The sequence below is a fragment of the Pseudomonas sp. BR20 genome (genome assembly GCF_050780135.1).
In the GTDB taxonomy this organism is placed as follows: domain Bacteria; phylum Pseudomonadota; class Gammaproteobacteria; order Pseudomonadales; family Pseudomonadaceae; genus Aquipseudomonas.
This window is the reverse complement of sequence record NZ_CP172012.1, coordinates 1,551,851-1,575,072: the sequence shown is the minus strand read 5'-3', so window position 1 is coordinate 1,575,072 and position 23,222 is coordinate 1,551,851. Positions and strand designations below refer to the sequence as shown.

The following is a 23,222-nucleotide window of genomic DNA, read 5'->3' as shown; positions in this document are numbered from 1 at the left end:
AATCCGGGACGCGCAGGTCTGCCAGAGTGCCGCCAGCATCGTTTTATGACAAGACTTTAAACCTTGTGACTTGCAGCTAGTCTCAATTGTGAGTCGCCGCGTTATCCAGGCGAGCGACTGGTCACTCATCACCGCCTGCCATCGCGGGTTCTATTGAGGTTGCCATGAAAATTCGAGAACTGGCCCAGCATTGGGAAGAGAACGCCAAGGGTCGCTTGACCAAGACCGAGTACGCCATCCATCTGGATGTAGAGGCCGCTGCGCGGTTGGCGGCCATTGCCGAGATGTACCCCAAGCGCCACACCGAAGAACTGCTCGGCGAACTGATCGGGGCGGCCCTGGAAGAGCTGGAAGCCAGCTTTCCGTACATCAAGGGGCAGCAGGTGATTGCCACCGATGAGGAGGGTGACCCGCTGTACGAGGACGTCGGCCCTACCCCGCGTTTTCTGACCCTGTCGCGGCGCTACTTGCATGATATGTCGGCGAGTAGCGACGAACAAAAGCACTGACAGCATCGCGGAAAAATCCCGCATCCCTCAGTATCCCGGGCCTTTCACAGGCCCGGCGGTACCGCTGAGCATTGCAAAAGTTCCACGATCAATACACTGACCACTCGGTCAGATATTTTTTTAGGCAAATCGCCATCTTCTCTGAACTTTTAAAAAAAGCCTCCGGTCACAGCCAGTAAGCCATCACTTGGAACGGCCGTTTGAAAGGGCCCGTCGTGCTTTACCGCCGCGCCCCAGCCGCTCACCGACTGAGATGGATTTTGATGTTTTTCAGGAGTTATCCAATGGAGTTGAAGACGATGAAGACCAGCACTGCCAAATCCACGTTTAACCACCTGCGCGGGCTTAAATTGGCCGCGCTGGCAATCGGCACCAGCTTCGTTTTGGCTGGCTGCGCCGGCAACCCGCCTACAGAGCAATACGCGGTGACTCAATCTGCGGTCAACAGCGCAGTCAGCGCGGGCGGTACCGAGTACGCGGCCGTAGAGATGAAGTCGGCTCAGGACAAGCTCAAGCAAGCCGAAATCGCCATGCACGACAAGAACTATGACGAGGCGCGTCGCCTGGCCGAACAAGCCGAATGGGATGCTCGCGTTGCAGAGCGCAAGTCCCAGGCCGCCAAGGCCGAACAGGCTGTGAAGGATTCCCAGAAAGCTGTTCAGGAGCTGCGTCAGGAAGGTATGCGCCCGGCTGCTATCCAGCAGCAATAAACCGGCGCGCCTGATTGCACTGCACCCGATATCGAATTGAAAGGACGACACGACTATGCGTAAACAATTGATGATCCCTGCCCTGCTGGCGATGAGCGTTGCCCTGGCGGCCTGCTCCACCCCGCCCAACGCGAACCTGGAAAACGCACGGACAAACTTCTCGTCCCTGCAAACCAACCCGCAAGCCACCAAGCTTGCCGCGCTGGAAACCAAGGACGCCAGCGAATGGCTGGACAAGGCTGACAAGGCTTACCGCGACAAGGAAGACCAGAAGAAAGTTGACCAGCTGGCCTACCTGACCAACCAGCGTGTTGAAGTGGCCAAAGACACCATCGTGCTGCGCGAATCCGAAGCCAAGCTGAAAAACGCCGGCGACGAACGTGCCCGTGCACTGCTTGAGGCCCGTGATGCGCAGATCAAGCAGCTGCAGGACAGCCTGAATGCCAAGCAAACCGACCGCGGTACGCTGGTGACATTCGGCGACGTGCTGTTCGCTACCAACAAGTCCGACCTGAAATCCAGCGGCCTGGTGAACATCACCAAGCTTGCGCAGTTCCTGCGTGACAATCCGGATCGTAAGGTGATCGTCGAAGGCTATACCGACAGCACCGGTTCCGACTCCTACAACCAGAGCCTGTCGGAGCGCCGCGCGGCATCGGTACAACGCGCACTGGCTCAGCAAGGCGTGGATATTTCGCGCATCGTGACTCAGGGTTATGGCAAGGAATACCCTGTTGCCGACAACGGCAGCGTCTCGGGCCGTGCCATGAACCGCCGTGTTGAAGTGACCATCTCCAACGACAACCAGCCCGTCAAGCCACGTTCGTCCATGGCGAACTGATTGATTGATGCTGGATAAAAAAACCCACCTCACGGTGGGTTTTTTTTCGGTTCGCCGAACTGGATAGAACGGTGCGTGTCCTCCGCTGGCAGCTCAATTTTTGGTTTACGCTCCTGTTGGGCCCGCCGTTCCAGATCCCCATGACACCTGCACATGTTCAGCAGGTTGCGAAATGCCTGACTTTCAGAACTTGCCGGATGTACAGGAGGTAAAGGATTTGCAATTGTCGCCACTTTCTCGGCCCTGATCTGTGTAAGTTACCCCGCTTTCTGTGGCTTCTTACGCGACATGGTTCCAAATAAACCCGTCGCCGATTGTTGCTGCAAGTGCAGAATCCTTCGCCGACTCATCGTCTCCTGCACTCTAAAAAAACCCGCCTATGACCGGCGGGTTTTCTCAGGCGGCCAATCAGCTGCCAACCCTGCCTGACCCCTGGTAGTCCGGCGTCTGGATTTGCGCACCGCTCTGTGCGCCATCTTGACTGCCTTGCTGACTCTGACCGTCTTGCGCACCCTGACCGGCCTGTGCACCTTGGCTCGCTTGTGCAAGCAGTTTTTCCAGCTGCTTCAACAGTTCCTCAAGGCTTTCTCCACCCCCGGCACCGCCGCTTCCCTGCCCACCTTGGGAACCTTGCGACTGCTGTTGCTTAATTTTACTTTGTAAGTCCTGAATCTGCTGTTCAAGGCCGCCTTGAGCCCCGCCGCCAGCGTTACCAATATTGCCCACACTCCCAGCACCCGATACTCCGTTGATACCTGCCATAAATATCGACTCCACATTAACTAATAAAAAGGACCGATCAGTAATACCAATCAGCCCATAATCTGTGGTTGGCAAATTGAGATGGTTCCAGTCTTATGAGGATCGCAGGTGCATCGAGGGACTAATCGCCAGGTTTCATCGCGTTTTCCCACGGCGGGGATGCGATAGCTTACTGCTGCAATTGCGGCGTTTCCTGCCCCATGCAACGCACAGCCTGCTTCTTGTTGTTTACCAGCACACCACTCAGGCCTTTCTGCTCGGTGTCGAACATTACCAGTACACCATCAACACACTGCGCCACTTGCGCGGCCGGGGTAAGGGAGATCTTGTAATCCTCACCAGGCACAGTCTTGAGCATGGTGAAGTCACTGAGCAGCAGCGCATCTTCCGGCTTGGCGAAGTGCAGATAGCCGTAGTACCACAGACAACCGACAGTACCGATGATGGTGCCGATGCCGGTGAGGATCAGCGGGATCATGTTGCGTTCTTCGCTCATTGCGGGCTCTCTGATGGATCAACTTTAGGAGTCGGATAGTTCGGAATTTCGCCCAGGCGGCGCAGGCCGTTGAAATGTTGCGGGTCGTCCAGATAGCGCAGCATCACGGTTTGCCAGGTTTTGTCGGCAAAGGTTTGCACATGGCCACCTCGGGTCAACTGCAACACTCGTGGCGGTGGCGCGGCCTGATACAGGCGGATACCGTTGGCCACGGGCACGACCGGGTCATCCAGACTGTGGAACAGCAATTTCGGCACGCCGGTCAGTTGCGGCACGGCGTTGATCGCGCTGTCGGCGTCGGGCACCAACCAAGACAAAGGCACTTGGAATGGCCATGTTAACCAGGAGGTGCTCAGGGCGAATTGTCCTACGTCACGATAACTGGCGGGCACACCGTCCAGTACCAGGGCTTTGAGTTGGGACTGACGCTGTGGGTGTTCCGCCAGGTAATGCACCGCCAGCGCGCCGCCGAGGCTTTGGCCGAGCACGATCAACGGTTGGCCCTGGGTTTCGGGAGCCTTGTCGAGCCAACTGAAAGCCGCATCCACATCCTGATAAATCGCCGGCAATGAGGGCTTGCCTTCCGACAGCCCATAACCGCGATAGTCCAGCAGCAGTACCTGGTAACCTTGTTCCGGCAACCACCAACTGCCCCCCAGGTGCCAGGCCAGGTTGCCGCCGTTGCCGTGCAGGTGCAGTACCGTACCTTTGACGGGCACTCCGGCCTTGGCCGGCAGCCACCATGCATGCAGCTTCACACCGTCGGCGGTGGTGAGGGTGACATCGCGGTATTGCAAGTGCGCTTTTTCGGGCGTGAACGGCAGGCCGGGTTCGGGGTAGAACAGCAACGAGCTGCAACCGTTCAATGTGAGTAGCAGGCATAGAATGCCGAGGATTCTCATCCGTTGAAGCCTCGTGAATAACAACGTTTAAAGGATATTGGAGTAATCCGCCTCGATCCGGTCCAGGCTCAAGTGGTTGAGGAAGTTGGAGAAGCACATCCATGCCGCCAGTGCGTTCATGTCGCGGAACTGTTCGGGCAGGTACTTGGGGGGCACCACCAGGCCTTCGTCGACCAGTTGGCGCAAGGTGCGCATGTCTTCCAGGGTGGTCTTGCCGCAGAACAGCAGCGGCACTTGCTCCAGCTTGCCTTTGCGCACGGCCAGCTGGATGTAGTTGTAAACCATGATAAAGCCCTTGAGGTAGGACAAATCCTTGGTAAACGGCAGGCCGTCCGGCACAGAGCCACGGAATACCCGGCTGGCATTGCCATAGCTTTCGGCCATTTCAAAGCCTTGTTCGCGGAAGAACTCGAACACCTGCAGGAAGTCCGCGCCCTCTTCCACCATGTGGATGGCACGGGTGCGGTTGGTCAGTTTGCGCAAGCGGCTCGGGTAGGAGGCGAACGTGATGATCTCCATCAGGATCGCCAAGCCTTCCTGGGTCACGGTGGACGACGGAGGGCCCTTGGACAGAAACGTGCAGATCGGCTGGTTCTGACCGTTGAGCGTGGTACCCACATGCACCAGGCCTTCGTGGACTTCCAGCGCACGCACGTCGCGGTCGTTGAACATCGCGTCGGCGCGGATCTTGATGTAGTCGGCGCCCGCTGCGGCATCGGCGACGATACCGTCGGACTCAAACACACGGATGGTCTCTTCCGCCTCGCCAAATACCTTGTTCAGGCGGGTTTGCAGCAGGGCCACGGCGTCCTTGGCCGTGAGTGTCTTGGCTTCGTCCTTGAGGTCGCCACGGCCGTCGATATTGTTCAGGTAGTCGGAGAGCATCAGGCCCAGGTCAGCCAGGGTCGGGTCGCCGGCGTGGAAGGCATCGGACGCGGCGCCGTACAGTTCCTGGGAAATCAGGCCGAAATCCTCGGTGCCGCGGGCTTCGAGCATGCGCACCACCATGCGGTATTCGCGGCACATGCGACGCATGATCTGCCCTACCGGGCTGAACTGGCCGAGGCGGCGAGTGATGTCGCGTTCGATGTTCTGGAATTCCAGTTTTACCGCACTGGAGTCGAACGACAGCGGCCGGTTCAGGTAATAGTCGCGGTCCACGGCGGGCATGGCCTTGCCCTTGGCCTTGAGGAATCCCTGGCGAATGTTGTCATCCCACTTCACAGCGTCGAGGACGCGAATCGGTGTTTGCGCCAGCACAATGCGATCGGACAAGGTGCGTATCGTCTGCTGGTAATCGTCCACCCGGTGCTTCCTCTTTAAACGTTATTTGCCCGCACGCCGGTAGCGCACGGCTTCAACGAACACATCGGCATTGGCCGGATCATCCAGATAGGCAAACACCTGGCTCATGGAACTGTCGACCAGCACGCCGACGCCCTCGACGGTATCCACGCTGCTGCCGTGCAGCACCTGTTGCCCGATGGCCTGGTGAATCTGTTCGAGGTCGAGGTTATAGACCACCAATTCGTGCTTATCGTCGAACTCGAACCCCGCCAGGAAGTAATGCCCTCCGAACCTGGCCGGCAACGGCGCCGACAGGTACCAGCGGCTGCCATGACGCGAAACCGTAAACAGGTACTCATCGCGCTGGGCCGGTGTGGCTTTAGGGTAGCTCACCGCCTTATAACGGTGCTCACCGGCACTGCTGATTTGCAGATTGAGCGGTTCGCCCCAGGCATTCCTGCTGGTCCAATGGCCCAGCAATTCATCCGGCGCCGCCTCATGGGCGGGCAACGGGTCCTTGAACGTTACCAGGCAACCGCTGAGCAACAGGAACGACAAGGCGATTATCGCCACACGCCAGGTTTTCATTGGACTCCCCCGGTGTCAGACCGAGGCCAACACCAAATGCATGTAACGCTTGAGGATCTCAAGCATCTCTTCACCGGTCAGAGGCTCTGCGCCGCCCAGCAGGCCCTGATATTCCATCCGACTGATAATCGCCGTCAACACCTTGGCGTCCTGTTGCGGCTCGCGGGAGCCCAATACCTGGAAAAACTGTCCCGTGCCCTGCAACAGAATCTGCTGGTGGGAACGCACCAATTGCGCCAGGCGCGGGTTGAGCAAGGCTTCCTGGCGAAAGGCCTGCTCGGCCATCAAGTGTTCGCGGCGATTGGTCAGTTGGCGCAGCACATAGTCGGCGGTCAACCGCGCGATGTCATCGGCCAGTTGCGAACGCGATTCCGGGCTGCCATCGCCATAGGCGACCATCTCACGCAGCAGGCCTTCGTTACGCACCCATAGCTTGCCCATGAACGCAGCGCTGCGCTCGACGTACTGGGCGAACGTGTCGGTGAGCAAATCGTCGATATCTTTGAAGTAATAGGTGGTAGCCGACAACGGCACGCCGGCCTCGGCCGCCACGGCCCGATGGCGCACGGCCCGCACGCCATCGCGCACCACAATGCGCATGGCCGCATCGAGAATGTCTTGCCTGCGTTGCTCGCTGCCCCGACGGCTGGCCTTACGGCCCTGGTACTGGACGCTTTCAGCCACGGCAGCGGCAATGCCGGCGGCGCCTTCTTGAGCGGTTACGCGGTTCACGACGGATCTTCCTTATCAGGTGACGCGGGGCGTCACGGTGTGCATTCCCACGCAGAGCGCGGGAACGATCCCATGGCGCTGTTTGTTTGACGCTTATTAATGCCACATAAAAAAGCCGCCTTATAAAAGGCGGCTTCGGATTTCGCTACGCTTACGCTTGTGGCCGCATGTGCGGGAACAAGATCACATCGCGGATCGACGGCGAGTTGGTCAACAACATCACCAGGCGGTCGATGCCGATACCTTCACCGGCCGTTGGCGGCATGCCGTATTCCAGGGCACGTACGAAGTCGGCGTCGTAGTGCATGGCTTCGTCGTCGCCGGCGTCCTTGTCGGCCACCTGGGCCATGAAGCGCTCGGCCTGGTCTTCCGCGTCGTTAAGCTCGGAGTAGGCGTTGGCGATTTCGCGGCCACCGATGAACAGCTCGAAACGGTCGGTGACGTTCGGGTTGTCGTCGTTACGACGGGCCAGCGGCGACACTTCGAACGGGTACTGGGTAATGAAGTGCGGCTGTTCCAGCTTGTGCTCCACCAGCTCTTCGAAAATCATCACCTGCAGTTTGCCCAGGCCTTCGAAGCCCAGCACCTTGGCACCGGCTTTCTTGGCGATGGCGCGTGCCTTGTCGATGTCATTGAGGTCGTCGGCGGTCAGCTCAGGGTTGTACTTGAGGATCGAGTCGAACACCGACAGGCGCACGAACGGCTCGCCGAAGTGGAACACCTTGTCACCGTACGGCACGTCAGTGCTGCCCAGGACCAGTTGCGCCAGTTCGCGGAACAGTTCTTCGGTCAGGTCCATGTTGTCTTCGTAGTCGGCGTAGGCCTGGTAGAACTCCAACATGGTGAATTCCGGGTTGTGACGGGTCGAGACGCCTTCGTTACGGAAGTTGCGGTTGATCTCGAACACCTTCTCAAAGCCGCCGACAACAAGACGCTTGAGGTACAGCTCAGGCGCGATACGCAGGAACATTTCCAGGTCCAGTGCGTTGTGGTGGGTTTCGAACGGCTTGGCTGCAGCACCACCCGGGATGGTCTGCAGCATCGGGGTTTCCACTTCCAGGAAGTCACGCTGCATCAGGAAACTGCGGATGTGCGCGATGACTTGCGAACGCACGCGGAACGTCTGGCGCACCTCTTCGTTGACGATCAGGTCGACATAACGCTGGCGGTAGCGCTGCTCGGTATCGGTCAGGCCGTGGTGCTTGTCCGGCAGCGGGCGCAGGGACTTGGTCAGCAGACGCACACTGGTCATTTCTACGTACAGGTCGCCCTTGCCGGAACGGGCCAGGGTACCTTCGGCGGCGATGATGTCGCCCATGTCCCAGGTTTTCACCGAGGCCAGGGTTTCTTCAGGCAAGGTCTTGCGGTTGACGTAGACCTGGATACGCCCGGTCATGTCCTGGATCACCATGAACGAGCCACGGTTGAGCATGATGCGACCTGCTACCTTGACCGGGATCGCAGCCTCTGCCAGCTCTTCCTTGGTCTTGTCCGCGTACTGCTTCTGCAAGGCATCGCAGTAGTTTTCGCGGCGGAAGTCGTTGGGGAAGGCATTGCCCTTGGCGCGCTCGGCAGCCAGCTTTTCCTTGCGCAGGGCGATCAGGGAGTTTTCTTCCTGTTGCAGGACTTGCGGGTCGAGTTGTTGGTCGCTCATGTCTTTAAATTTTCCATCAGGTTCGTTGTCCCAGGCGTAGGCCGGGGATCGCCGGCATGCCGGCTCCTACAAGGGGTTACAGGCCAGATTTCAGGCTGGCTTCCAGGTATTCGTCAATGTCACCGTCGAGTACCTTGTCGCAGTCGCTGCGTTCGATGTTAGTGCGCAGATCCTTGATCCGCGACGCATCGAGCACATAAGAGCGGATCTGGTGACCCCAGCCGATATCCGACTTGGTGTCTTCCAGCGCCTGGGAAGCCGCGTTGCGCTTCTGCATTTCCTGCTCGTACAACTTGGCCCGCAGCATTTTCATGGCGGTGTCCTTGTTCGCGTGCTGGGAACGTTCGTTCTGGCAGCTCACCACGGTGTTGGTCGGGACGTGGGTAATACGGACGGCCGAGTCGGTGGTGTTTACGTGCTGGCCACCGGCACCGGAGGAGCGGTAGGTGTCGATCCGCAGGTCGGCCGGGTTGATCTCGATTTCCACCTTGTCATCGATCTCGGGCGAGACGAACACCGCAGAGAACGAGGTGTGGCGACGGTTACCGGAGTCGAACGGACTCTTGCGCACCAGGCGGTGCACGCCGATCTCGGTACGCAGCCAGCCAAAGGCGTATTCACCCTTGATGTGCACGGTCGCGCCCTTGATGCCGGCGACTTCACCGGCCGACAGCTCCATGATGGTGGCGTCGAAACCGCGTTTGTCGGCCCAGCGCAGGTACATGCGCAGCAGGATGTTGGCCCAGTCCTGGGCTTCGGTGCCGCCGGAACCGGCCTGGATGTCCAGGTAGGCGTTGTTCGGGTCCATTTCGTGGCTGAACATGCGGCGGAATTCAAGCTTGGCGAGGTTTTCCTCGAGACGGGCCAGCTCGGCGACGACATCGCCCACTGCGCCTTCGTCGTTTTCTTCGACGGCCATGTCCAGCAGGTCGCGGCAGTCGGCCAGACCGGTGTTCAGTTCGTCGAGGGTGTCGACGATCTGCGCCAGCGCAGCGCGCTCGCGCCCCAGTTCCTGGGCGTATTCAGGTTTGTTCCAGACACTCGGATCTTCAAGCTCGCGATTGACTTCGGTCAGACGCTCATGCTTTTGATCGTAGTCAAAGATACCCCCGAATAGTTTCGGAGCGCTCGGACAGGTCCTTGATGGTGTTAAGGATCGGGTTGATTTCCATGGCGGGCAGCACTCGTTGGCGAACTTTTGAAAGCCGGCGAGTATAACGGCAAACAGCTGGAAACGGCAGTCCGCCGAGCCGAAAAGGCGGGATCTGTACACAATCCAAGCCCCATGAAGATCCAAATGTGGGAGGGGGCTTGCCCCCGATGGCAGCCTGTCAGCCAATGAGGTTGTGACTGACCCACCGCTATCGGGGCAAGCCCCTCCCACATTTTGATCTGTTGCGGCCTCGACTCACTCGATGCCGACCAGATTGCGCCCGTTGTGCTTGGCCGTATACAAGCCCTTGTCCGCCGCCATGATCAACTGGCGGCAATCCGTACCCTGCACCGGCGTCATGGTCGACAGGCCGATGCTGATGGTCAGGCTTGAGCCTTCAGCTGGGGCAATATGCGGGATTTTCAGCGCGGCAACGGCCATGCGCAGCTTTTCCGCCACCAGACGTGCGCCACCCGGCGAGGTGTTCGGCAGCACCAGGGCGAACTCTTCGCCGCCGTAGCGCGCCGGCAGGTCCGAGGGACGGCTGCTGGCTTCACGGATGGTGTTGGCGACTTTACGCAGGGCTTCGTCGCCCTCGACGTGGCCGAAGCTGTCGTTGTAGGTCTTGAAGAAGTCCACATCGATCATCAGCAACGACAGCTGGGTCTGGTCACGCATGGCGCGTCGCCATTCCAGCTCCAGGTATTCGTCGAAGTGGCGGCGGTTGGACAGCCCGGTCAGGCCATCGGAGTTCATCAGCCGTTGCAGCACCAGGTTGGTGTCCAGCAGCTGTTGCTGGCTGACCCGCAGCGCACGGTAGGCGGCATCGCGCTGCAACAGGGTCATGTAGGAGCGCGAGTGATAGCGGATGCGCGCCACCAACTCGATGTTGTCCGGCAGCTTGACCAGGTAATCGTTGGCCCCCGCCGAGAACGCCGCGCTCTTGATCAGCGGGTCTTCCTTGGTGGAAAGCACGATGATCGGGATGTTCTGCGTGGCCGGGTGGTTGCGGTATTCGCGCACCAGGGTCAGGCCGTCGAGGCCGGGCATCACCAGATCCTGCAGGATCACCGTGGGCTTGATACGGATGGCCTGGGCAATCGCCTGGTGCGGGTCGGCGCAGAAGTGGAAGTCGATGTTTTCTTCATGGGCCAGGCCGCGCCGTACGGCTTCGCCGATCATGGCCTGGTCGTCGACCAGCAACACCATGGCGGCATTTTCGTCGGTCTTGATGCCGTCGATCTGTAAATCATTCATGTGCAGTCACCTGAATTACTGCCTGCAAGCCAGCACCGCCGAAGGTCATGATCATTTTGCAAAGACCTCCAGCAGTCGGGGCGCAATTCTATCCAGTGGGCGAATTTCAACAGCAGCATCAATCGCCGCCGCCGCTTTGGGCATGCCATACACCGCCGAACTCTGCTGATCCTGGGCGATGGTCAAATAACCTTGTTCACGCATTAACTTGAGCCCCTGGGCCCCGTCACGGCCCATACCGGTGAGCAGTACGCCGACGGCATCGCCATTCCAGTGGCTGGCCACGCTTTCGAAGAACACGTCGATCGAAGGCCGGTAAATCTCATTCACCGGCTCTGCGGTATAGGCTAGCGTGCCATTCTTCAATAAACGAATGTGATGATTAGTGCCGGCCAGCAGCACCACCCCGCTTTGCGGCGGTTCGCCTTCCCGGGCCAGGCGTACCGGCAGGCCCGAGGCACTGCTCAGCCACTCGGCCATGCCGGCGGCGAATACCTGGTCCACATGCTGCACCAGCACAATGGCCGCGGCAAAGTCCCGGGGCAAACCCTTGAGCAGGATTTCCAGGGCCGCCGGGCCACCCGCCGAAGAACCGATGGCCACCAGGCTCTGGCGTTTGCCGGTGCTGCGCTCCGGTGTGGTTTCGGCGCGCACACGGCTGCCGCGCTGGCCGATCAGCCAGCCGATGTTGAGGATCTTGCGCAGCAACGGCGCCGCCGCATCCTTGGGGTTGCCCACGCCGAGCGCCGGCGTATCCACCACATCCAGGGCGCCGTGACCCATGGCTTCGAACACCCGACTCATATTGGCCTGGCGGTCGACGGTCACCAGCAGGATCGCGCACGGGGTCTCGGCCATGATCTGCCGAGTGGCCTCCACGCCGTCCATCACCGGCATGATCAAGTCCATCAGGATCAGGTCCGGGGTCAATTCAGCGCAGCGCTGCACCGCCTCCAGGCCATTGCTGGCCACCCACACCACCTGGTGCGCGGGTTCGAAGCTCAAGGCCCGGCGCAGGGCCTCCACGGCCAGGGGCATGTCGTTGACGATCGCAATCCTCATGACCGCGCACCTCCAATCAGTTCCACCACGGCATCCAGCAGCGCGTCATCGTGGAAGCTGGCTTTGGCCAGATAATAATCGGCGCCAGCGTCCAGCCCGCGACGGCGGTCTTCTTCACGGTCTTTGTACGACACCACCATCACCGGCAACGATTGCAGGCGACTGTCACGGCGCAAGAGTGTGACCAATTCAATACCGTCCATACGAGGCATATCGATGTCAGTGATAAGCAGGTCGAAGTCTTCGGAGCGCAAGGCGTTCCAGCCGTCCATGCCGTCGACCGCGACAGCCACTTCGTACCCGCGATTAAGCAGCAATTTGCGTTGCAACTCCCGCACGGTGAGCGAGTCGTCCACCACCAGTACTCGCTTGCGCGGTGCTTCGTTGGCCTGCTGGCTGCGCCGGGCGATGCGTTCCAGGCGCCCGGTGTTGAGCAGCTTGTCCACCGAGCGCAACATGTCTTCCACATCGACGATCAATACCACCGAGCCGTCGTCCAGCAAGGCGCCGGCGGAGATATCCTGGACCTTGCCCAGGCGATCATCCAGCGGCAGCACCACCAATGTGCGCTCGCCGATAAAGCGCTCCACGGCGATACCGTAAACCGCATCGCGCTCGCGGATCACCACCACCTTCAAGGTTTCATCATTGTTCTGCCCTGGCGGGCGCTGCAATAACTGGCTGGCGGCGACCAGGCCAACATGCCGACCCTCGTGCCAGAAATGCTGGCGGCCTTCCAACTGCACGATATCGTCAGGCGCCAGGTCGCACATACGCTCGATATGGGCCAGCGGGAACGCATAGGCTTCCTCACCGACCTCCACCACCAGGCTGCGGACCACCGACAGGGTCAGCGGCACCTCCAGATGGAAGCGGCTGCCCTGCCCTGCCGTCTGCTCCAGCACCACCGCGCCACGCAGTTGACGGACCATATGTTGCACCGCATCCAGGCCGACACCACGCCCGGACACTTCGGTAACCTTGTCGCGCAGGCTGAAGCCCGGCAGAAACAGGAACGTCAGCAGTTCCTCTTCGCTCAGGCGCAGGGCGGTTTCCAGTGGTGACAGGTGCCGGTCGACGATGGTGCCGCGCAGGCGCTCCAGGTCGACGCCGTTGCCGTCGTCACTCAGTTCCAGCACCAGCAAACCGGCCTGATGGGACGCACGCAGGCGGATCAAGCCTTCGGCAGGCTTGCCTGCCAGCAGGCGTTGGTCGGGCATTTCGATGCCGTGGTCGACAGCATTGCGTAATAGATGGGTAAGGGGCGCCTCGAGTTTTTCCAGCACGTCGCGGTCGACCTGGGTCTTTTCGCCCTCGATCTCCAGGCGCACTTGTTTGCCCAGGCTGCGGCCGAGGTCGCGCACCATGCGCACCTGCCCGGCCAGCACATCGGCAAACGGGCGCATGCGACACGCCAGCGCGGTGTCGTAGAGCACCTGGGCGCGTTGCCCGGCCTGCCAGCCGAATTCATCCAGCTCGGCGGTCTTTTCCGCCAGCAACGCCTGGGCTTCGCTCAGCAGGCGTCGGGTATCGGCCAGCGCTTCCTGGGCTTCGAGATTCAAGTTCAGGGTCTTGAGCTGGCCGTCCAGGTTGTCCAGGGCACGCACGCTGTTGCTCTGGATCCGCTTGAGGCGTTGCATGCTGGCGAGGTAGGGCTTGAGGCGCTGGGTCTCCACCAGGGATTTACTGGACAAGTCCAGCAGGCTGTTCAGGCGCTCCGCGGTCACCCGCAGCACGCGTTCGCCGCCTTCGGTCATGCGCTTGTTCTGGCGCACAGGCTCGCTGGTGACCGGTGGCGCGGGCGCGGGCTCGGGTTCTGCGGGCAGCTCTTCGACCATAGGCGCAGGCTCGGGTGGCGGCGCGAGCCTGGCAGCGGGCTGGGACGGGTCGAGCAGGCGCTCCATCAGCGCCACGTAGGCTTCGATGTCCGCCGGCCCCACGTCATTGCCGGGGGTGGCGATGCGCATCAGCAGGTCGGTGCCCTGCAGCAGCGCGTCGATATGTTCGGGTTGCAGGTACAGGCGGCCTTCCTGGGCGCTGACCAGGCAATCCTCCATGACATGCGCCACGCTGACGCCGGCGTCCAGCCCAACGATTCGCGCCGCGCCCTTGAGCGAGTGCGCGGCGCGCATGCAGGCTTCCAACTGGTCGGCCTGGGTCGGGTTGCGTTCCAGGGCCAGCAGGCCCGCGCTCAATACCTGAGTCTGCGCATCGGCTTCCAGGCTGAACAGTTCCAGCAGCGAAGCATCACGCATCTGGTCGGGGGTCATGTGAGGCTCCGGGTCACGGCGGACAACAATTGCGCCTCGTCCAGCCAACGCAGACTGCGGCCCTTCCACTGCAATACGCCCTGGGTAAAGCGGCCGCTGGCCTGGGCACCGGATGCCGACGCCGCCTTCAAGGTGCGCTCATCGATGGCATGGATACCGTCGACTTCGTCCACCGGCACCACCACCGGGCCGTCCTGGGCGGCAATAATCAACATCCGCGGCATGATCCGCCCACCGCTGGCGCCATGGCCGGTGGTGTCCAGGCCCAGCAGCTCCACCAGCGACAGGCATGCCACCAGCGCGCCGCGTACATTGGCCACGCCGAGCAACGCCCGTGAACGCTGATGCGGCAAAGAGTGGATCGGTTGCAGGGTTGCCACCTCTACCAGGCAACGGGTGGCGATACCCAGCCATTCTTCGCCGAGGCGGAATATCAGCAATGAACGGGTGGCCACCTCCTCGCCACGCGCAACGCCGGCCTGCGGGCGATGATCGTCCTGTTGCAGGGCATAGCGGTCCAACAGGCGCGTGGCTGCCGCCGAATACACTGAGCAATTGCGGCAGTGAATATGGTCCGCCAGCAACGGGCAGGATTTGTCACCATGAATACCGATGCGGTTCCAGCAGTCGTCGATGGCTTGCGTGTCGGCCAGGGTCAAGTCCAGGCCGGTAGTGTCGAGCGCGTCGGGGCTACTCATGGTTTTTGCTCACTGTCGGCTCGCTCGCTACGCGCGGCCCGCGCCTGCAACCGGCGCGCCCCCGCACTGTCGCCCTGGGACTCGAGCAAGGCGGCCAGGTGCATCAAGGCCTGCGAATGCTGGGGCTCCAAGTACAAGGCTTTTCGATAATAGCCCTGGGCTTCCAGGGCGCTGCCGGCCACATCACTGAGCAGTCCCAGCCAGTAGAACACTTGGGCGGCCGGCGGGTGGTTGTTCAGATATTGTTCGCACGCGGCGCGGGCATCAACGCTTTTGCCTTCATTGGCCAAGGTAGCGATCCGGCTGAGCAAGGCGCTCGCATCGGACGCCGGCGCCTTGATCGGCACCACTTGGGCGCTGACTGTGCTGAACGGTCGCGGCTTGACAGGAATCGGTGCGGCGCTGCGCTGGGGTACGGACATCGGCACGAAAACCGGCTCGGGCTTGACCGGCTCGGCATGTCGGCTGAACGCAAAGGACTGCGGCACACCGATCGAACGCATGCCATGCCGGCCCAGCAGGCTGCCCTCGGCCGGACCGATAAACAGCACGCCGTCCACGTGGGTCAGGCCTTTGAGCACATCGAAGACTTGCTTCTGGGTCGGCTGGTCGAAGTAGATCAGCAGGTTGCGGCAAAACACAAAATCGTAGCTCGCCTCGTTGGCCAGCAATGCTGGGTCGAGCAGGTTGCCCACCTGCAGGCGCACCTGTTCGCGCACCCGCTCGGCGATGTGAAAGCCGTCGCCATATTCGACGAAGTGGCGATCACGAAAGGCGATGTCCCCGCCGCGAAACGAGTTCTTGCCGTACACCCCGCGCCGGGCACGCTCCACCGACAGAGGGCTGACGTCGATGCCCTGCACTTTGAACTGATGCGGCGCGAGGCCGGCATCCAGCAGCGCCATTGCGATCGAATAAGGCTCTTCGCCGGTGGAACAGGGCAGGCTGAGGATACGCAGCGCACGCATCTGGTTGATCTCGAGCAGGCGCGCCTTGGCCAGGCGGGCCAGGGTCGCGAAAGATTCGGGGTAACGGAAAAACCAGGTTTCGGGGACGATCACCGCTTCGATCAGCGCTTGCTGCTCATCGTGGGAACGCTGCAGATGGTGCCAGTAGTCATTCGTGGTGCCGGCCTGAATGGCTTGGCACCGCTGGCGTACGGCACGTTCGATGATGGCCTCGCCGACCGAGGCGACATCCAGGCCGATGCGTTCCTTCAGGAAGGCAAAGAAGCGCGGGTCGCTGCTCATAGGCTCTGCTCGGCGCTGAACAGCAAAGTGCGCACTGGCTCAGTGAGCAATTCATCGACGCCGATCCACTGCATCAGGCCCAACGCATCTTCACGGACCAGCCCCAGGTACGGGGCTTCACGGTTGTCCAGGCCATAAGGTTTGAATTCCTCAATCGCGCAACGCAGGGTGTCGGTGGCCTGCTCCAGGATCAGCCCCAGCCAGCGCGCTTCGACCCAGGGTTCGGGTTGATAGTTGACCAGCACCAGCCGCGTGCTGGTGCGGGCCTGGGCAGGTTTGCCGAAGGTCAGGGCGCTGAGGTCGATGACCGGCACCAGCAGGCCACGATGGGCGAAGATCCCCGCCACCCACTGCGGCGCATGGGCGATGGGCTTGAGGGGCAGGCGCGGCAGCACCTCGGCCACTTCCGTAGCCTTGAGGGCAAAGCGCTCCTGGCCGACGTGGAACACCAGGAACAACGCTTTTTTCGCTGCCGGGACGGCGCCGCGTTTAGCCGCGAGGTCGCTCATCAGACTTTGAAACGCGACACGCCGCTGCGCAGACCCACCGCAACCTGGCTCAGTTCATCGATGGCAAAGCTGGCCTGGCGCAGGGACTCCACCGTCTGGCTGCTGGCATCACCCAGTTGCACCAGGGCGTGGTTGATCTGCTCGGCGCCCGTGGCCTGGGCCTGCATGCCTTCGTTGACCATCAACACCCGCGGCGCCAGCGCCTGTACCTGATGAATGATCTGCGACAGCTGCTCGCCCACTTGCTGCACTTCGAACATGCCTCGGCGCACTTCTTCGGAGAACTTGTCCATGCCCATGACACCAGCGGAAACCGCCGACTGAATCTCACGCACCATCTGCTCGATGTCGTAGGTCGCCACGGCAGTCTGGTCGGCCAGGCGCCGCACTTCGGTGGCCACCACGGCAAAACCGCGCCCGTATTCACCGGCCTTTTCGGCTTCGATGGCGGCATTCAAGGACAGCAGGTTGGTCTGGTCGGCGACCTTGACGATGGTCACCACTACCTGGTTGATGTTGCCGGCCTTCTCGTTGAGGATCGCCAGCTTGGCGTTGACCAGATCGGCGGCGCCCATCACCGAATGCATGGTTTCTTCCATCCGCGCCAGGCCTTGCTGGCCGGAACCGGCGGCCACCGAGGCCTGGTCGGCGGCGGTGGACACTTCGGTCATGGTACGGACCAGATCCTTGGAAGTGGCAGCGATCTCCCGCGAAGTGGCACCGATCTCGGTGGTAGTCGCAGCAGTTTCAGTGGCAGTGGCCTGTTGCTGCTTGGAGGTGGCGGCAATCTCGGTGACCGAGGTGGTGACCTGTACCGAAGAACGCTGGGCCTGGGACACCAGGGCCGTAAGCTCGGTCATCATGTCGTTGAAGCCGGTTTCCACCGCGTTGAATTCGTCCTTGCGCGCCAGGTTCAGGCGTTTGCTCAGGTCACCGTCACGCATGGTGCCGAGGATGTCGACGATGCGCTGCATCGGCGCCATGATCGCGCGCATCAGCAGCAGGCCGCACAGACCAGCGGCAAGAATCGCCACGGCCAGCGACATGAACATGCTGACCTTGGCCGAGGCAACCGCGTCGTCAATAGCCGCCGTTGCGTTATCCGACACGGCCTTGTTTTCGGTGATGATGTCGTTGAGCTTCATGCGCCCTTCGGTCCAGATCGGCGTCAATTGCTCTTCCAACAACTCGCGTGCGGCCGGCATGTCGTTAGCTTCGACGCGCTCAAGCACCTGGCCCAACACCTTGTTGTAGTTGATGTGAGCGGCCTTGAAGTTATCGAACTCCATGCGATCGGCCTGGCTATGGACCGTTGTTTCGTAGTTGGCCATCTGCTGTTCGATACGCGATTCGAAGGCCCTGTAGTCCGACTTATCGCTACTGGTGAGGGTTTTATCCTCGCGCAGGCCAATGATATCGATGGTCTGCAAATAGCTGTCGACCCACGCGCTGCGAATCATCGAACTGAGATAAACCCCCGGCACCGCATCGTCACGCACCGATTCCTGACTGGCTTCGATCTTCATCAACCGTGAGTAGGACACCACAACCATCAGCAGCATGATCGCGATAATGACCGCAAAGCTCGCCAAAATCCGCTGGCGCAAGGTCCAATTCTTCACAGTACTTCCTCGAAGGGCCATTCAAATGGAGGGGAGTATAGCTGAGCAGAAGCCCTCATTTATCAATGGGTTTTGGTGTTGTGCCGACATAAATGCAAAAACACCTGTGGGAGGGGGCAAGCCACCTCCCACATCTATGGTTTTGCATACACCCGGTGGTTATTGACTAAGCCGTACCTGCTTTTCCAGCTCCAGCTTCAAGCCGGGCTCGAGTTTCAGTTGGCGGGCCAATTCGTCCAGATACGCCTTTTCCATAAAGTTCTCCTCGTCCACCAGCATCACGCTGGCGATGTACATCTCGGCGGCCATTTCCGGGGTACTGGCGGCGCGGGCGACGTCGGTCGGGTCCAGCGGTTTGTTCAACTCGGCGTGCAGCCAGCTTTGCAGTTCGCGGTCGTCGTCGAGCTTGGTGAATTCACCTTCGATCAGTGCGCGTTCACGCTCATCCACATGCCCGTCGGCCTTGGCTGCAGCGACCAGGGCCTTGAGGATCGCCTGGCTGTGCTGCTCGACCTGGGCCGGTGGCAGGCGGTCGATGGTTTGCGGCTCGCCCTGAGGCGCGTTGGCCTGGTTGGCCTGCCAGTTGCCGTAGGCTTTGTAGGCAATCACGCCCAATGCGGCCAGCCCGCCGTAGGTCAGAGCCTTGCCGCCAAACTTGCGCGCCTTCTTGTTGCCCAGCAACAGGCCCATGGCACCCGCCGCCAGGGCGCCGCCGCCCGCACCGCCGAGCAAGCTACCCAGACCGCCGCCGCCGAGCAGCCCGCCGAGGGCGCCTTTGTCGTCCTGCTTGCGCTGGCCGCCGGTTTTGTTCTGCAACATGTCCTGGCCGGACTTGAGCAACTGATCGAGCAATCCACGGGTATTCATTCGTAGCCTCCAGACACTAGGGTTCATAGGACCAATAGGCCCTCAGCGTAAAACTAAGTGCCAAAAAGCCGCGATCTAGAGTGCTTCCAGATGTAACGCCGCGCTGGCCGCTTGTAGCTTGTCGCTGCCGTTCGCTAAAACCGATATACACTCGGACAAATCTATAAAAACACCCCACCGGTAATTCCAGCATGATGACCTTGCGTCAAATCCGGCATTTTATCGCCGTGGCCGAGACCGGCTCGATCTCCGCAGCCGCGCAGACCGCGTTCATTTCCCAGTCCACGCTGACCCTGGCGATCCAGCAACTGGAGCAGGAAATCGGCGTCAACCTGTTCAACCGCCATGCCAAGGGCATGAGCCTCACGCATCAGGGCCATCAGTTTTTGCGCCAGGCGCACCTGATCCTCGCCACCGTCGACAATGCCAAGCGCAGCCTGCAACAGAGCACCGATCAGGTAGCCGGGCAGTTGATCGTCGGCGTGACCAGCCTGGTCGCTGGCTATTACCTGGCAGATTTGCTCACCCGCTTCCAGCGTGCCTATCCCAACGTGGAGATCCGCGTGATGGAAGACGAGCGCCCGTATATCGAGCATTTGCTGGTCAGCGGTGAAATCGACGTGGGCGTGCTGATCCTCTCCAACCTGGAAGATCGCCACGCCCTGCAGACCGAGGTCCTCACCCACTCGCCCCACCGCCTGTGGCTGCCGGCGCAACACCCGCTGCTGGAGCACGACAGCATCAACCTCGCCGACGTGGCAAGCGAGCCGCTGATTCAGCTGAACGTCGACGAAATGGGGCATAACGCCCAGCGCATGTGGACCGGTGCCGGCCTGCAACCGCGCGTGACCCTGCGCACCGCCTCCACCGAGGCCGTGCGCAGCCTGGTGGCGGCAGGCCTGGGCGTGTCGATCCAACCGGACATGACCTACCGCCCCTGGTCCCTGGAGGGCGACATTATTGAAGCGCGACCGATTGCCGACCTCAGCCAGACCCTGGACGTCGGCCTGGCTTGGCGTCGGGGCACTGCACGCCCGGCATTGGTGGATCCGTTCCTCACCGTAGCGCGGGAACAGCCACACCCACGCAAGCCATCTATTTAATCGAATGCTGCGTTCAGTATTTAGTATTTGTTGACCTCGCGCCTGACCTCTAGTCTCTCTCTATCCATAAGAGAAGGTGAGGCGCCTCGTAGGAGAACGCCCATGACCACACAAGAAAAGAGATCGCGAAAAATGTCCGGCGCGCCCACCCCGCTGCTCACTGCGTTGTTGATCGACGGCGAACTGGTCCAGGGCCAGGGCGTTGCCGAGCCGATCCTCAACCCGGCCACCGGCGAAGTGCTCACCCGGATCGCCGAAGCCAGCACCGAGCAGGTCGAAAGCGCCATCCTCGCCGCCCACCGCGCCTTTGCCGGTTGGTCGCGGACCACGCCGCAGCAGCGCTCGAACATCCTCCTGGGCATCGCCGACGCCATCGAGAAACAAGCCGACTACCTGGCCCGCCTGGAATCGCTGAACTGCGGCAAGCCATTGCACCTGGCGCGCCAGGATGACTTGAGCGCCACCGTCGATGTGTTCCGCTTCTTCGCCGGCGCCGTGCGCTGCCAGACCGGCCAGCTCAGCGGCGAGTACCTGCCGGGCTACACCAGCATGGTGCGCCGCGATCCGATTGGCGTGGTGGCCTCGATTGCGCCGTGGAACTACCCCTTGATGATGGCCGCATGGAAGATCGCCCCGGCGCTGGCGGCCGGTAATACCCTGGTGTTCAAGCCGTCTGAACATACGCCGCTGTCGATCCTCGCATTGGCCCCGGTCATGAAGGACTTGTTACCACACGGGGTCGTCAACATTCTGTGTGGCGGCGGTGAAGGCGTCGGCAGCCATTTGGTCAGCCACCCGAAGGTGCGCATGGTGTCGCTGACCGGCGATATCGTCACCGGGCAGAAAATCCTGCAAGCCGCCTCCAGGACACTCAAACGCACACACCTGGAACTGGGCGGCAAGGCGCCGGTGATCGTGTGCAACGACGCCGACCTGCAGGCCGTGGTCGAAGGCGTGCGTGCCTACGGTTACTACAATGCCGGCCAGGACTGCACCGCGGCGTGCCGCATCTACGCTCAGGCGGGCATCCACGACAAATTGGTCGCCGAACTGGGCGCGGCGGTCAGCAGCCTGCGCTTTGCCGGCAAGCGCGATGCCGATAACGAACTCGGCCCGCTGATCAGCACACGCCAGCGCGACCGCGTGGCCAGCTTTGTCGAACGCGCCCTCGGCCAACCGCATATCGAGCGGGTCACCGGTGCCGCCGTGCATTCGGGGGCCGGCTTCTATTACCAGCCGACGCTGCTCGCCGGCTGCAAACAAAACGATGAAATCGTCCAGCGCGAAGTGTTCGGCCCGGTGGTCACCGTGACCCGCTTCGACGCACTGGAACAGGCGGTGGACTGGGCCAACGATTCCGAATACGGCCTGGCCTCCTCCGTCTGGACCCAGAACCTGGACAAGGCCATGCAGGTCGCCGCGCGCCTGCAATACGGCTGCACCTGGATCAACAGCCATTTCATGCTGGTCAGCGAAATGCCCCATGGCGGGTTGAAGCGCTCGGGGTATGGGAAAGATCTGTCCAGCGATTCTCTACAGGACTACAGCGTGGTGCGCCACATCATGGCCCGCCACGGCCAGCACCTTTAAAACAACAACTAAGCTCATGCGTTACGGCTTCACACACTGCCCCGACCATAATTAAAGAAGAGGGAACCCCCATGTCTGCGCATAAGACCGCACTGCTCAGTGCCCTGACCACCGCGCTGCTGGCCAGCGTCAGTATCCAGGCCGCCGAACCGCTCAAGGCGGTGGGCGCTGGTGAAGGCCAGTTGGATATCGTCGCCTGGCCCGGCTATATCGAACGTGGCGAAAGCGACAAGGCCTACGACTGGGTCACAGGTTTCGAGAAGGAAACCGGCTGCAAGGTCAACGTGAAAACCGCCGCCACCTCTGACGAAATGGTCAGTTTGATGGCCAAGGGCGGTTATGACCTGGTCACCGCGTCGGGCGATGCGTCGCTGCGGTTGATCGTCGGCAAGCGTGTGCAACCGATCAACACGGCGTTGATCCCCAACTGGAAGAGCATCGACCCGCGCCTCAAGGATGCGCCGTGGTATGTGGTGGGCCAGCAGACCTACGGCACCCCGTACCAGTGGGGCCCGAACGTGCTGATGTACAACACCACCGTGTTCAAGACCGCGCCGACCAGTTGGAACGTGCTGTTCGATGCGCAAAACCTGCCGGACGGCAAGCCGAACAAAGGTCGCGTGCAGGCCTATGACGGGCCGATCTACATCGCCGATGCGGCGCTGTACCTCAAGTCCACCAAGCCTGAGCTGGGCATCCAGAGCCCGTACGAGCTGACCGAGACCCAGTACAAAGCCGTGCTCGAGCTGTTGCGCGCGCAGCAACCGTTGATCCACCGCTACTGGCATGACACCACCGTGCAAATGAGTGACTTCAAGAACGAAGGCGTGGTGGCCTCCAGCGCCTGGCCGTATCAGGTCAACGGCCTGCAAAACGAGAAGCAGCCGATTGCCTCGACCATTCCCAAGGAAGGCGCCACCGGCTGGGCCGACACCACCATGTTGCACAGCGAGGCCAAACACCCCAATTGCGCCTACAAGTGGATGGACTGGTCGCTGCAGCCGAAGGTCCAGGGCGATGTCGCCGCCTGGTTCGGCTCGCTGCCGGCGGTGCCTGCAGCCTGTAAGAAAAGCGAACTGCTCGGCGCCGAGGGTTGCAAGACCAACGGCTTCGACCAGTTCGACAAGATCGCCTTCTGGAAAACCCCGCAAGCTGAGGGCGGCAAATTCGTGCCGTACAGCCGCTGGACCCAGGATTACATCGCGATCATGGGCGGCAGGTAAGACCCTGCAGACGGCATAGATCCCCTGTGGGAGGGGGGCAAGCCCCCTCCCACATTGACCGCATTCACAGATGTTTTGACTTTTCAGAAGTCCAGGCCGGGCCGCTGCGACGACCCGCGCCCTTTTGGAGCACCGCA

General features: G+C 61.2%; 22 protein-coding genes. 6 read left to right on the top strand and 16 right to left on the bottom strand.

What is annotated here, in order from left to right:
* Window positions 1-164: 164 nt before the first annotated feature.
* From ACHPFG_RS07090 to ACHPFG_RS07080, 3 genes are all read left to right on the top strand, one after another.
* The gene (locus ACHPFG_RS07090; RefSeq protein WP_431701936.1) at window positions 165-509 is read left to right on the top strand and encodes a pilin assembly protein; all 345 of its coding nucleotides are present in this window, start codon (window positions 165-167) and stop codon (window positions 507-509) included.
* A 299-nt stretch (window positions 510-808) separates the two neighbouring features.
* Window positions 809-1,219, top strand: a complete 411-nt coding sequence (locus ACHPFG_RS07085) for a DUF4398 domain-containing protein (protein ID WP_178116714.1) — start codon at window positions 809-811, stop codon at window positions 1,217-1,219.
* Window positions 1,220-1,274: 55 nt separating this feature from the next.
* Window positions 1,275-2,060: an OmpA family protein gene (locus ACHPFG_RS07080; RefSeq protein ID WP_431701935.1), complete on the top strand. Its 786-nt coding sequence runs from the start codon at window positions 1,275-1,277 to the stop codon at window positions 2,058-2,060.
* Window positions 2,061-2,468: 408 nt separating this feature from the next.
* On the opposite strand, the gene ACHPFG_RS07075 is transcribed toward ACHPFG_RS07080, so the two are convergent.
* The 16 genes from ACHPFG_RS07075 to ACHPFG_RS07000 form a co-directional block, all read right to left on the bottom strand.
* Entirely contained in the window at window positions 2,469-2,897 is a 429-nt protein-coding gene (locus ACHPFG_RS07075) for a hypothetical protein (RefSeq protein WP_431701934.1), read from the bottom strand.
* A gap of 94 nt (window positions 2,898-2,991) precedes the next feature.
* Window positions 2,992-3,318, bottom strand: a complete 327-nt coding sequence (locus ACHPFG_RS07070; protein ID WP_003172217.1) for a hypothetical protein — start codon at window positions 3,316-3,318, stop codon at window positions 2,992-2,994.
* Window positions 3,315-4,220 (bottom strand): alpha/beta hydrolase, encoded by a 906-nt coding sequence (locus tag ACHPFG_RS07065; RefSeq protein WP_431701933.1) that lies wholly within the window; start codon window positions 4,218-4,220, stop codon window positions 3,315-3,317. Before ACHPFG_RS07065 ends, ACHPFG_RS07070 begins: the two co-directional genes overlap by 4 nt.
* A gap of 27 nt (window positions 4,221-4,247) precedes the next feature.
* Window positions 4,248-5,525 carry a flavohemoglobin expression-modulating QEGLA motif protein gene (locus tag ACHPFG_RS07060; RefSeq protein WP_131697287.1) on the bottom strand — a complete coding sequence of 426 codons (1,278 nt, stop codon included), beginning with the start codon at window positions 5,523-5,525 and terminating at the stop codon, window positions 4,248-4,250.
* Window positions 5,526-5,546: 21 nt separating this feature from the next.
* Entirely contained in the window at window positions 5,547-6,095 is a 549-nt protein-coding gene (locus tag ACHPFG_RS07055; protein WP_431701932.1) for a hypothetical protein, read from the bottom strand.
* Between the two features lie 15 nt (window positions 6,096-6,110).
* Window positions 6,111-6,827: a TetR/AcrR family transcriptional regulator gene (locus tag ACHPFG_RS07050; protein WP_131697289.1), complete on the bottom strand. Its 717-nt coding sequence runs from the start codon at window positions 6,825-6,827 to the stop codon at window positions 6,111-6,113.
* A 151-nt stretch (window positions 6,828-6,978) separates the two neighbouring features.
* A complete protein-coding gene (gene lysS / locus ACHPFG_RS07045) occupies window positions 6,979-8,481 on the bottom strand; it encodes a lysine--tRNA ligase (protein WP_131697290.1) in 1,503 nt (500 codons plus the stop codon).
* Window positions 8,482-8,557: 76 nt separating this feature from the next.
* A protein-coding gene (gene prfB / locus ACHPFG_RS07040; RefSeq protein ID WP_098465888.1) for a peptide chain release factor 2 occupies window positions 8,558-9,653 on the bottom strand; the annotation gives its coding sequence in 2 pieces (ribosomal slippage) (window positions 8,558-9,580 and window positions 9,582-9,653; 1,095 coding nt in all).
* A 236-nt stretch (window positions 9,654-9,889) separates the two neighbouring features.
* Window positions 9,890-10,891, bottom strand: a complete 1,002-nt coding sequence (locus tag ACHPFG_RS07035; RefSeq protein ID WP_131697291.1) for a response regulator — start codon at window positions 10,889-10,891, stop codon at window positions 9,890-9,892.
* A gap of 51 nt (window positions 10,892-10,942) precedes the next feature.
* A complete protein-coding gene (locus tag ACHPFG_RS07030; protein WP_431701931.1) occupies window positions 10,943-11,953 on the bottom strand; it encodes a chemotaxis response regulator protein-glutamate methylesterase in 1,011 nt (336 codons plus the stop codon).
* Window positions 11,950-14,223 carry a hybrid sensor histidine kinase/response regulator gene (locus tag ACHPFG_RS07025; protein WP_431701930.1) on the bottom strand — a complete coding sequence of 758 codons (2,274 nt, stop codon included), beginning with the start codon at window positions 14,221-14,223 and terminating at the stop codon, window positions 11,950-11,952. The genes ACHPFG_RS07030 and ACHPFG_RS07025 overlap by 4 nt, the downstream gene beginning before the upstream one ends.
* A complete protein-coding gene (locus ACHPFG_RS07020; protein WP_431701929.1) occupies window positions 14,220-14,921 on the bottom strand; it encodes a chemotaxis protein CheW in 702 nt (233 codons plus the stop codon). The genes ACHPFG_RS07025 and ACHPFG_RS07020 overlap by 4 nt, the downstream gene beginning before the upstream one ends.
* The gene (locus ACHPFG_RS07015) at window positions 14,918-16,171 is read right to left on the bottom strand and encodes a CheR family methyltransferase (protein WP_431701928.1); all 1,254 of its coding nucleotides are present in this window, start codon (window positions 16,169-16,171) and stop codon (window positions 14,918-14,920) included. Before ACHPFG_RS07015 ends, ACHPFG_RS07020 begins: the two co-directional genes overlap by 4 nt.
* Window positions 16,168-16,680 (bottom strand): chemotaxis protein CheW, encoded by a 513-nt coding sequence (locus ACHPFG_RS07010; protein ID WP_131697296.1) that lies wholly within the window; start codon window positions 16,678-16,680, stop codon window positions 16,168-16,170. Before ACHPFG_RS07010 ends, ACHPFG_RS07015 begins: the two co-directional genes overlap by 4 nt.
* The gene (locus ACHPFG_RS07005; protein WP_431701927.1) at window positions 16,680-18,302 is read right to left on the bottom strand and encodes a methyl-accepting chemotaxis protein; all 1,623 of its coding nucleotides are present in this window, start codon (window positions 18,300-18,302) and stop codon (window positions 16,680-16,682) included. Before ACHPFG_RS07005 ends, ACHPFG_RS07010 begins: the two co-directional genes overlap by 1 nt.
* Before the next feature lie 159 nt (window positions 18,303-18,461).
* The gene (locus ACHPFG_RS07000; protein WP_431701926.1) at window positions 18,462-19,169 is read right to left on the bottom strand and encodes a tellurite resistance TerB family protein; all 708 of its coding nucleotides are present in this window, start codon (window positions 19,167-19,169) and stop codon (window positions 18,462-18,464) included.
* Window positions 19,170-19,360: 191 nt separating this feature from the next.
* Here ACHPFG_RS07000 and ACHPFG_RS06995 point away from each other — a divergent pair, with 191 nt between their 5' ends.
* From ACHPFG_RS06995 to ydcS, 3 genes are all read left to right on the top strand, one after another.
* Entirely contained in the window at window positions 19,361-20,272 is a 912-nt protein-coding gene (locus tag ACHPFG_RS06995; protein ID WP_145335093.1) for a LysR family transcriptional regulator, read from the top strand.
* Between the two features lie 132 nt (window positions 20,273-20,404).
* On the top strand, window positions 20,405-21,862 hold the full coding sequence (locus tag ACHPFG_RS06990) for a gamma-aminobutyraldehyde dehydrogenase (RefSeq protein WP_431703449.1): 1,458 nt from the start codon (window positions 20,405-20,407) through the stop codon (window positions 21,860-21,862).
* Between the two features lie 71 nt (window positions 21,863-21,933).
* Entirely contained in the window at window positions 21,934-23,085 is a 1,152-nt protein-coding gene (gene ydcS / locus ACHPFG_RS06985; protein ID WP_431701925.1) for a putative ABC transporter substrate-binding protein YdcS, read from the top strand.
* The last annotated feature ends 137 nt before the right edge of the window (window positions 23,086-23,222 follow it).

Excerpts from the sequence above, each read along its gene's own strand:
- ACHPFG_RS07090 (WP_431701936.1), top strand. The coding sequence starts at position 165 with ATGAAAATTCGAGAACTGGCCCAGCATTGGGAAGAGAACGCCAAGGGT.
- ACHPFG_RS07085 (WP_178116714.1), top strand. The coding sequence starts at position 809 with ATGAAGACCAGCACTGCCAAATCCACGTTTAACCACCTGCGCGGGCTT.
- ACHPFG_RS07080 (WP_431701935.1), top strand. The coding sequence starts at position 1,275 with ATGCGTAAACAATTGATGATCCCTGCCCTGCTGGCGATGAGCGTTGCC.
- ACHPFG_RS07070 (WP_003172217.1), bottom strand. The coding sequence starts at position 3,318 with ATGAGCGAAGAACGCAACATGATCCCGCTGATCCTCACCGGCATCGGC.
- ACHPFG_RS07065 (WP_431701933.1), bottom strand. The coding sequence starts at position 4,220 with ATGAGAATCCTCGGCATTCTATGCCTGCTACTCACATTGAACGGTTGC.
- ACHPFG_RS07055 (WP_431701932.1), bottom strand. The coding sequence starts at position 6,095 with ATGAAAACCTGGCGTGTGGCGATAATCGCCTTGTCGTTCCTGTTGCTC.
- lysS (WP_131697290.1), bottom strand. The coding sequence starts at position 8,481 with ATGAGCGACCAACAACTCGACCCGCAAGTCCTGCAACAGGAAGAAAAC.
- ACHPFG_RS07035 (WP_131697291.1), bottom strand. The coding sequence starts at position 10,891 with ATGAATGATTTACAGATCGACGGCATCAAGACCGACGAAAATGCCGCC.
- ACHPFG_RS07030 (WP_431701931.1), bottom strand. The coding sequence starts at position 11,953 with ATGAGGATTGCGATCGTCAACGACATGCCCCTGGCCGTGGAGGCCCTG.
- ACHPFG_RS07025 (WP_431701930.1), bottom strand. The coding sequence starts at position 14,223 with ATGACCCCCGACCAGATGCGTGATGCTTCGCTGCTGGAACTGTTCAGC.
- ACHPFG_RS07020 (WP_431701929.1), bottom strand. The coding sequence starts at position 14,921 with ATGAGTAGCCCCGACGCGCTCGACACTACCGGCCTGGACTTGACCCTG.
- ACHPFG_RS07015 (WP_431701928.1), bottom strand. The coding sequence starts at position 16,171 with ATGAGCAGCGACCCGCGCTTCTTTGCCTTCCTGAAGGAACGCATCGGC.
- ACHPFG_RS07010 (WP_131697296.1), bottom strand. The coding sequence starts at position 16,680 with ATGAGCGACCTCGCGGCTAAACGCGGCGCCGTCCCGGCAGCGAAAAAA.
- ACHPFG_RS07000 (WP_431701926.1), bottom strand. The coding sequence starts at position 19,169 with ATGAATACCCGTGGATTGCTCGATCAGTTGCTCAAGTCCGGCCAGGAC.
- ACHPFG_RS06995 (WP_145335093.1), top strand. The coding sequence starts at position 19,361 with ATGATGACCTTGCGTCAAATCCGGCATTTTATCGCCGTGGCCGAGACC.
- ACHPFG_RS06990 (WP_431703449.1), top strand. The coding sequence starts at position 20,405 with ATGTCCGGCGCGCCCACCCCGCTGCTCACTGCGTTGTTGATCGACGGC.
- ydcS (WP_431701925.1), top strand. The coding sequence starts at position 21,934 with ATGTCTGCGCATAAGACCGCACTGCTCAGTGCCCTGACCACCGCGCTG.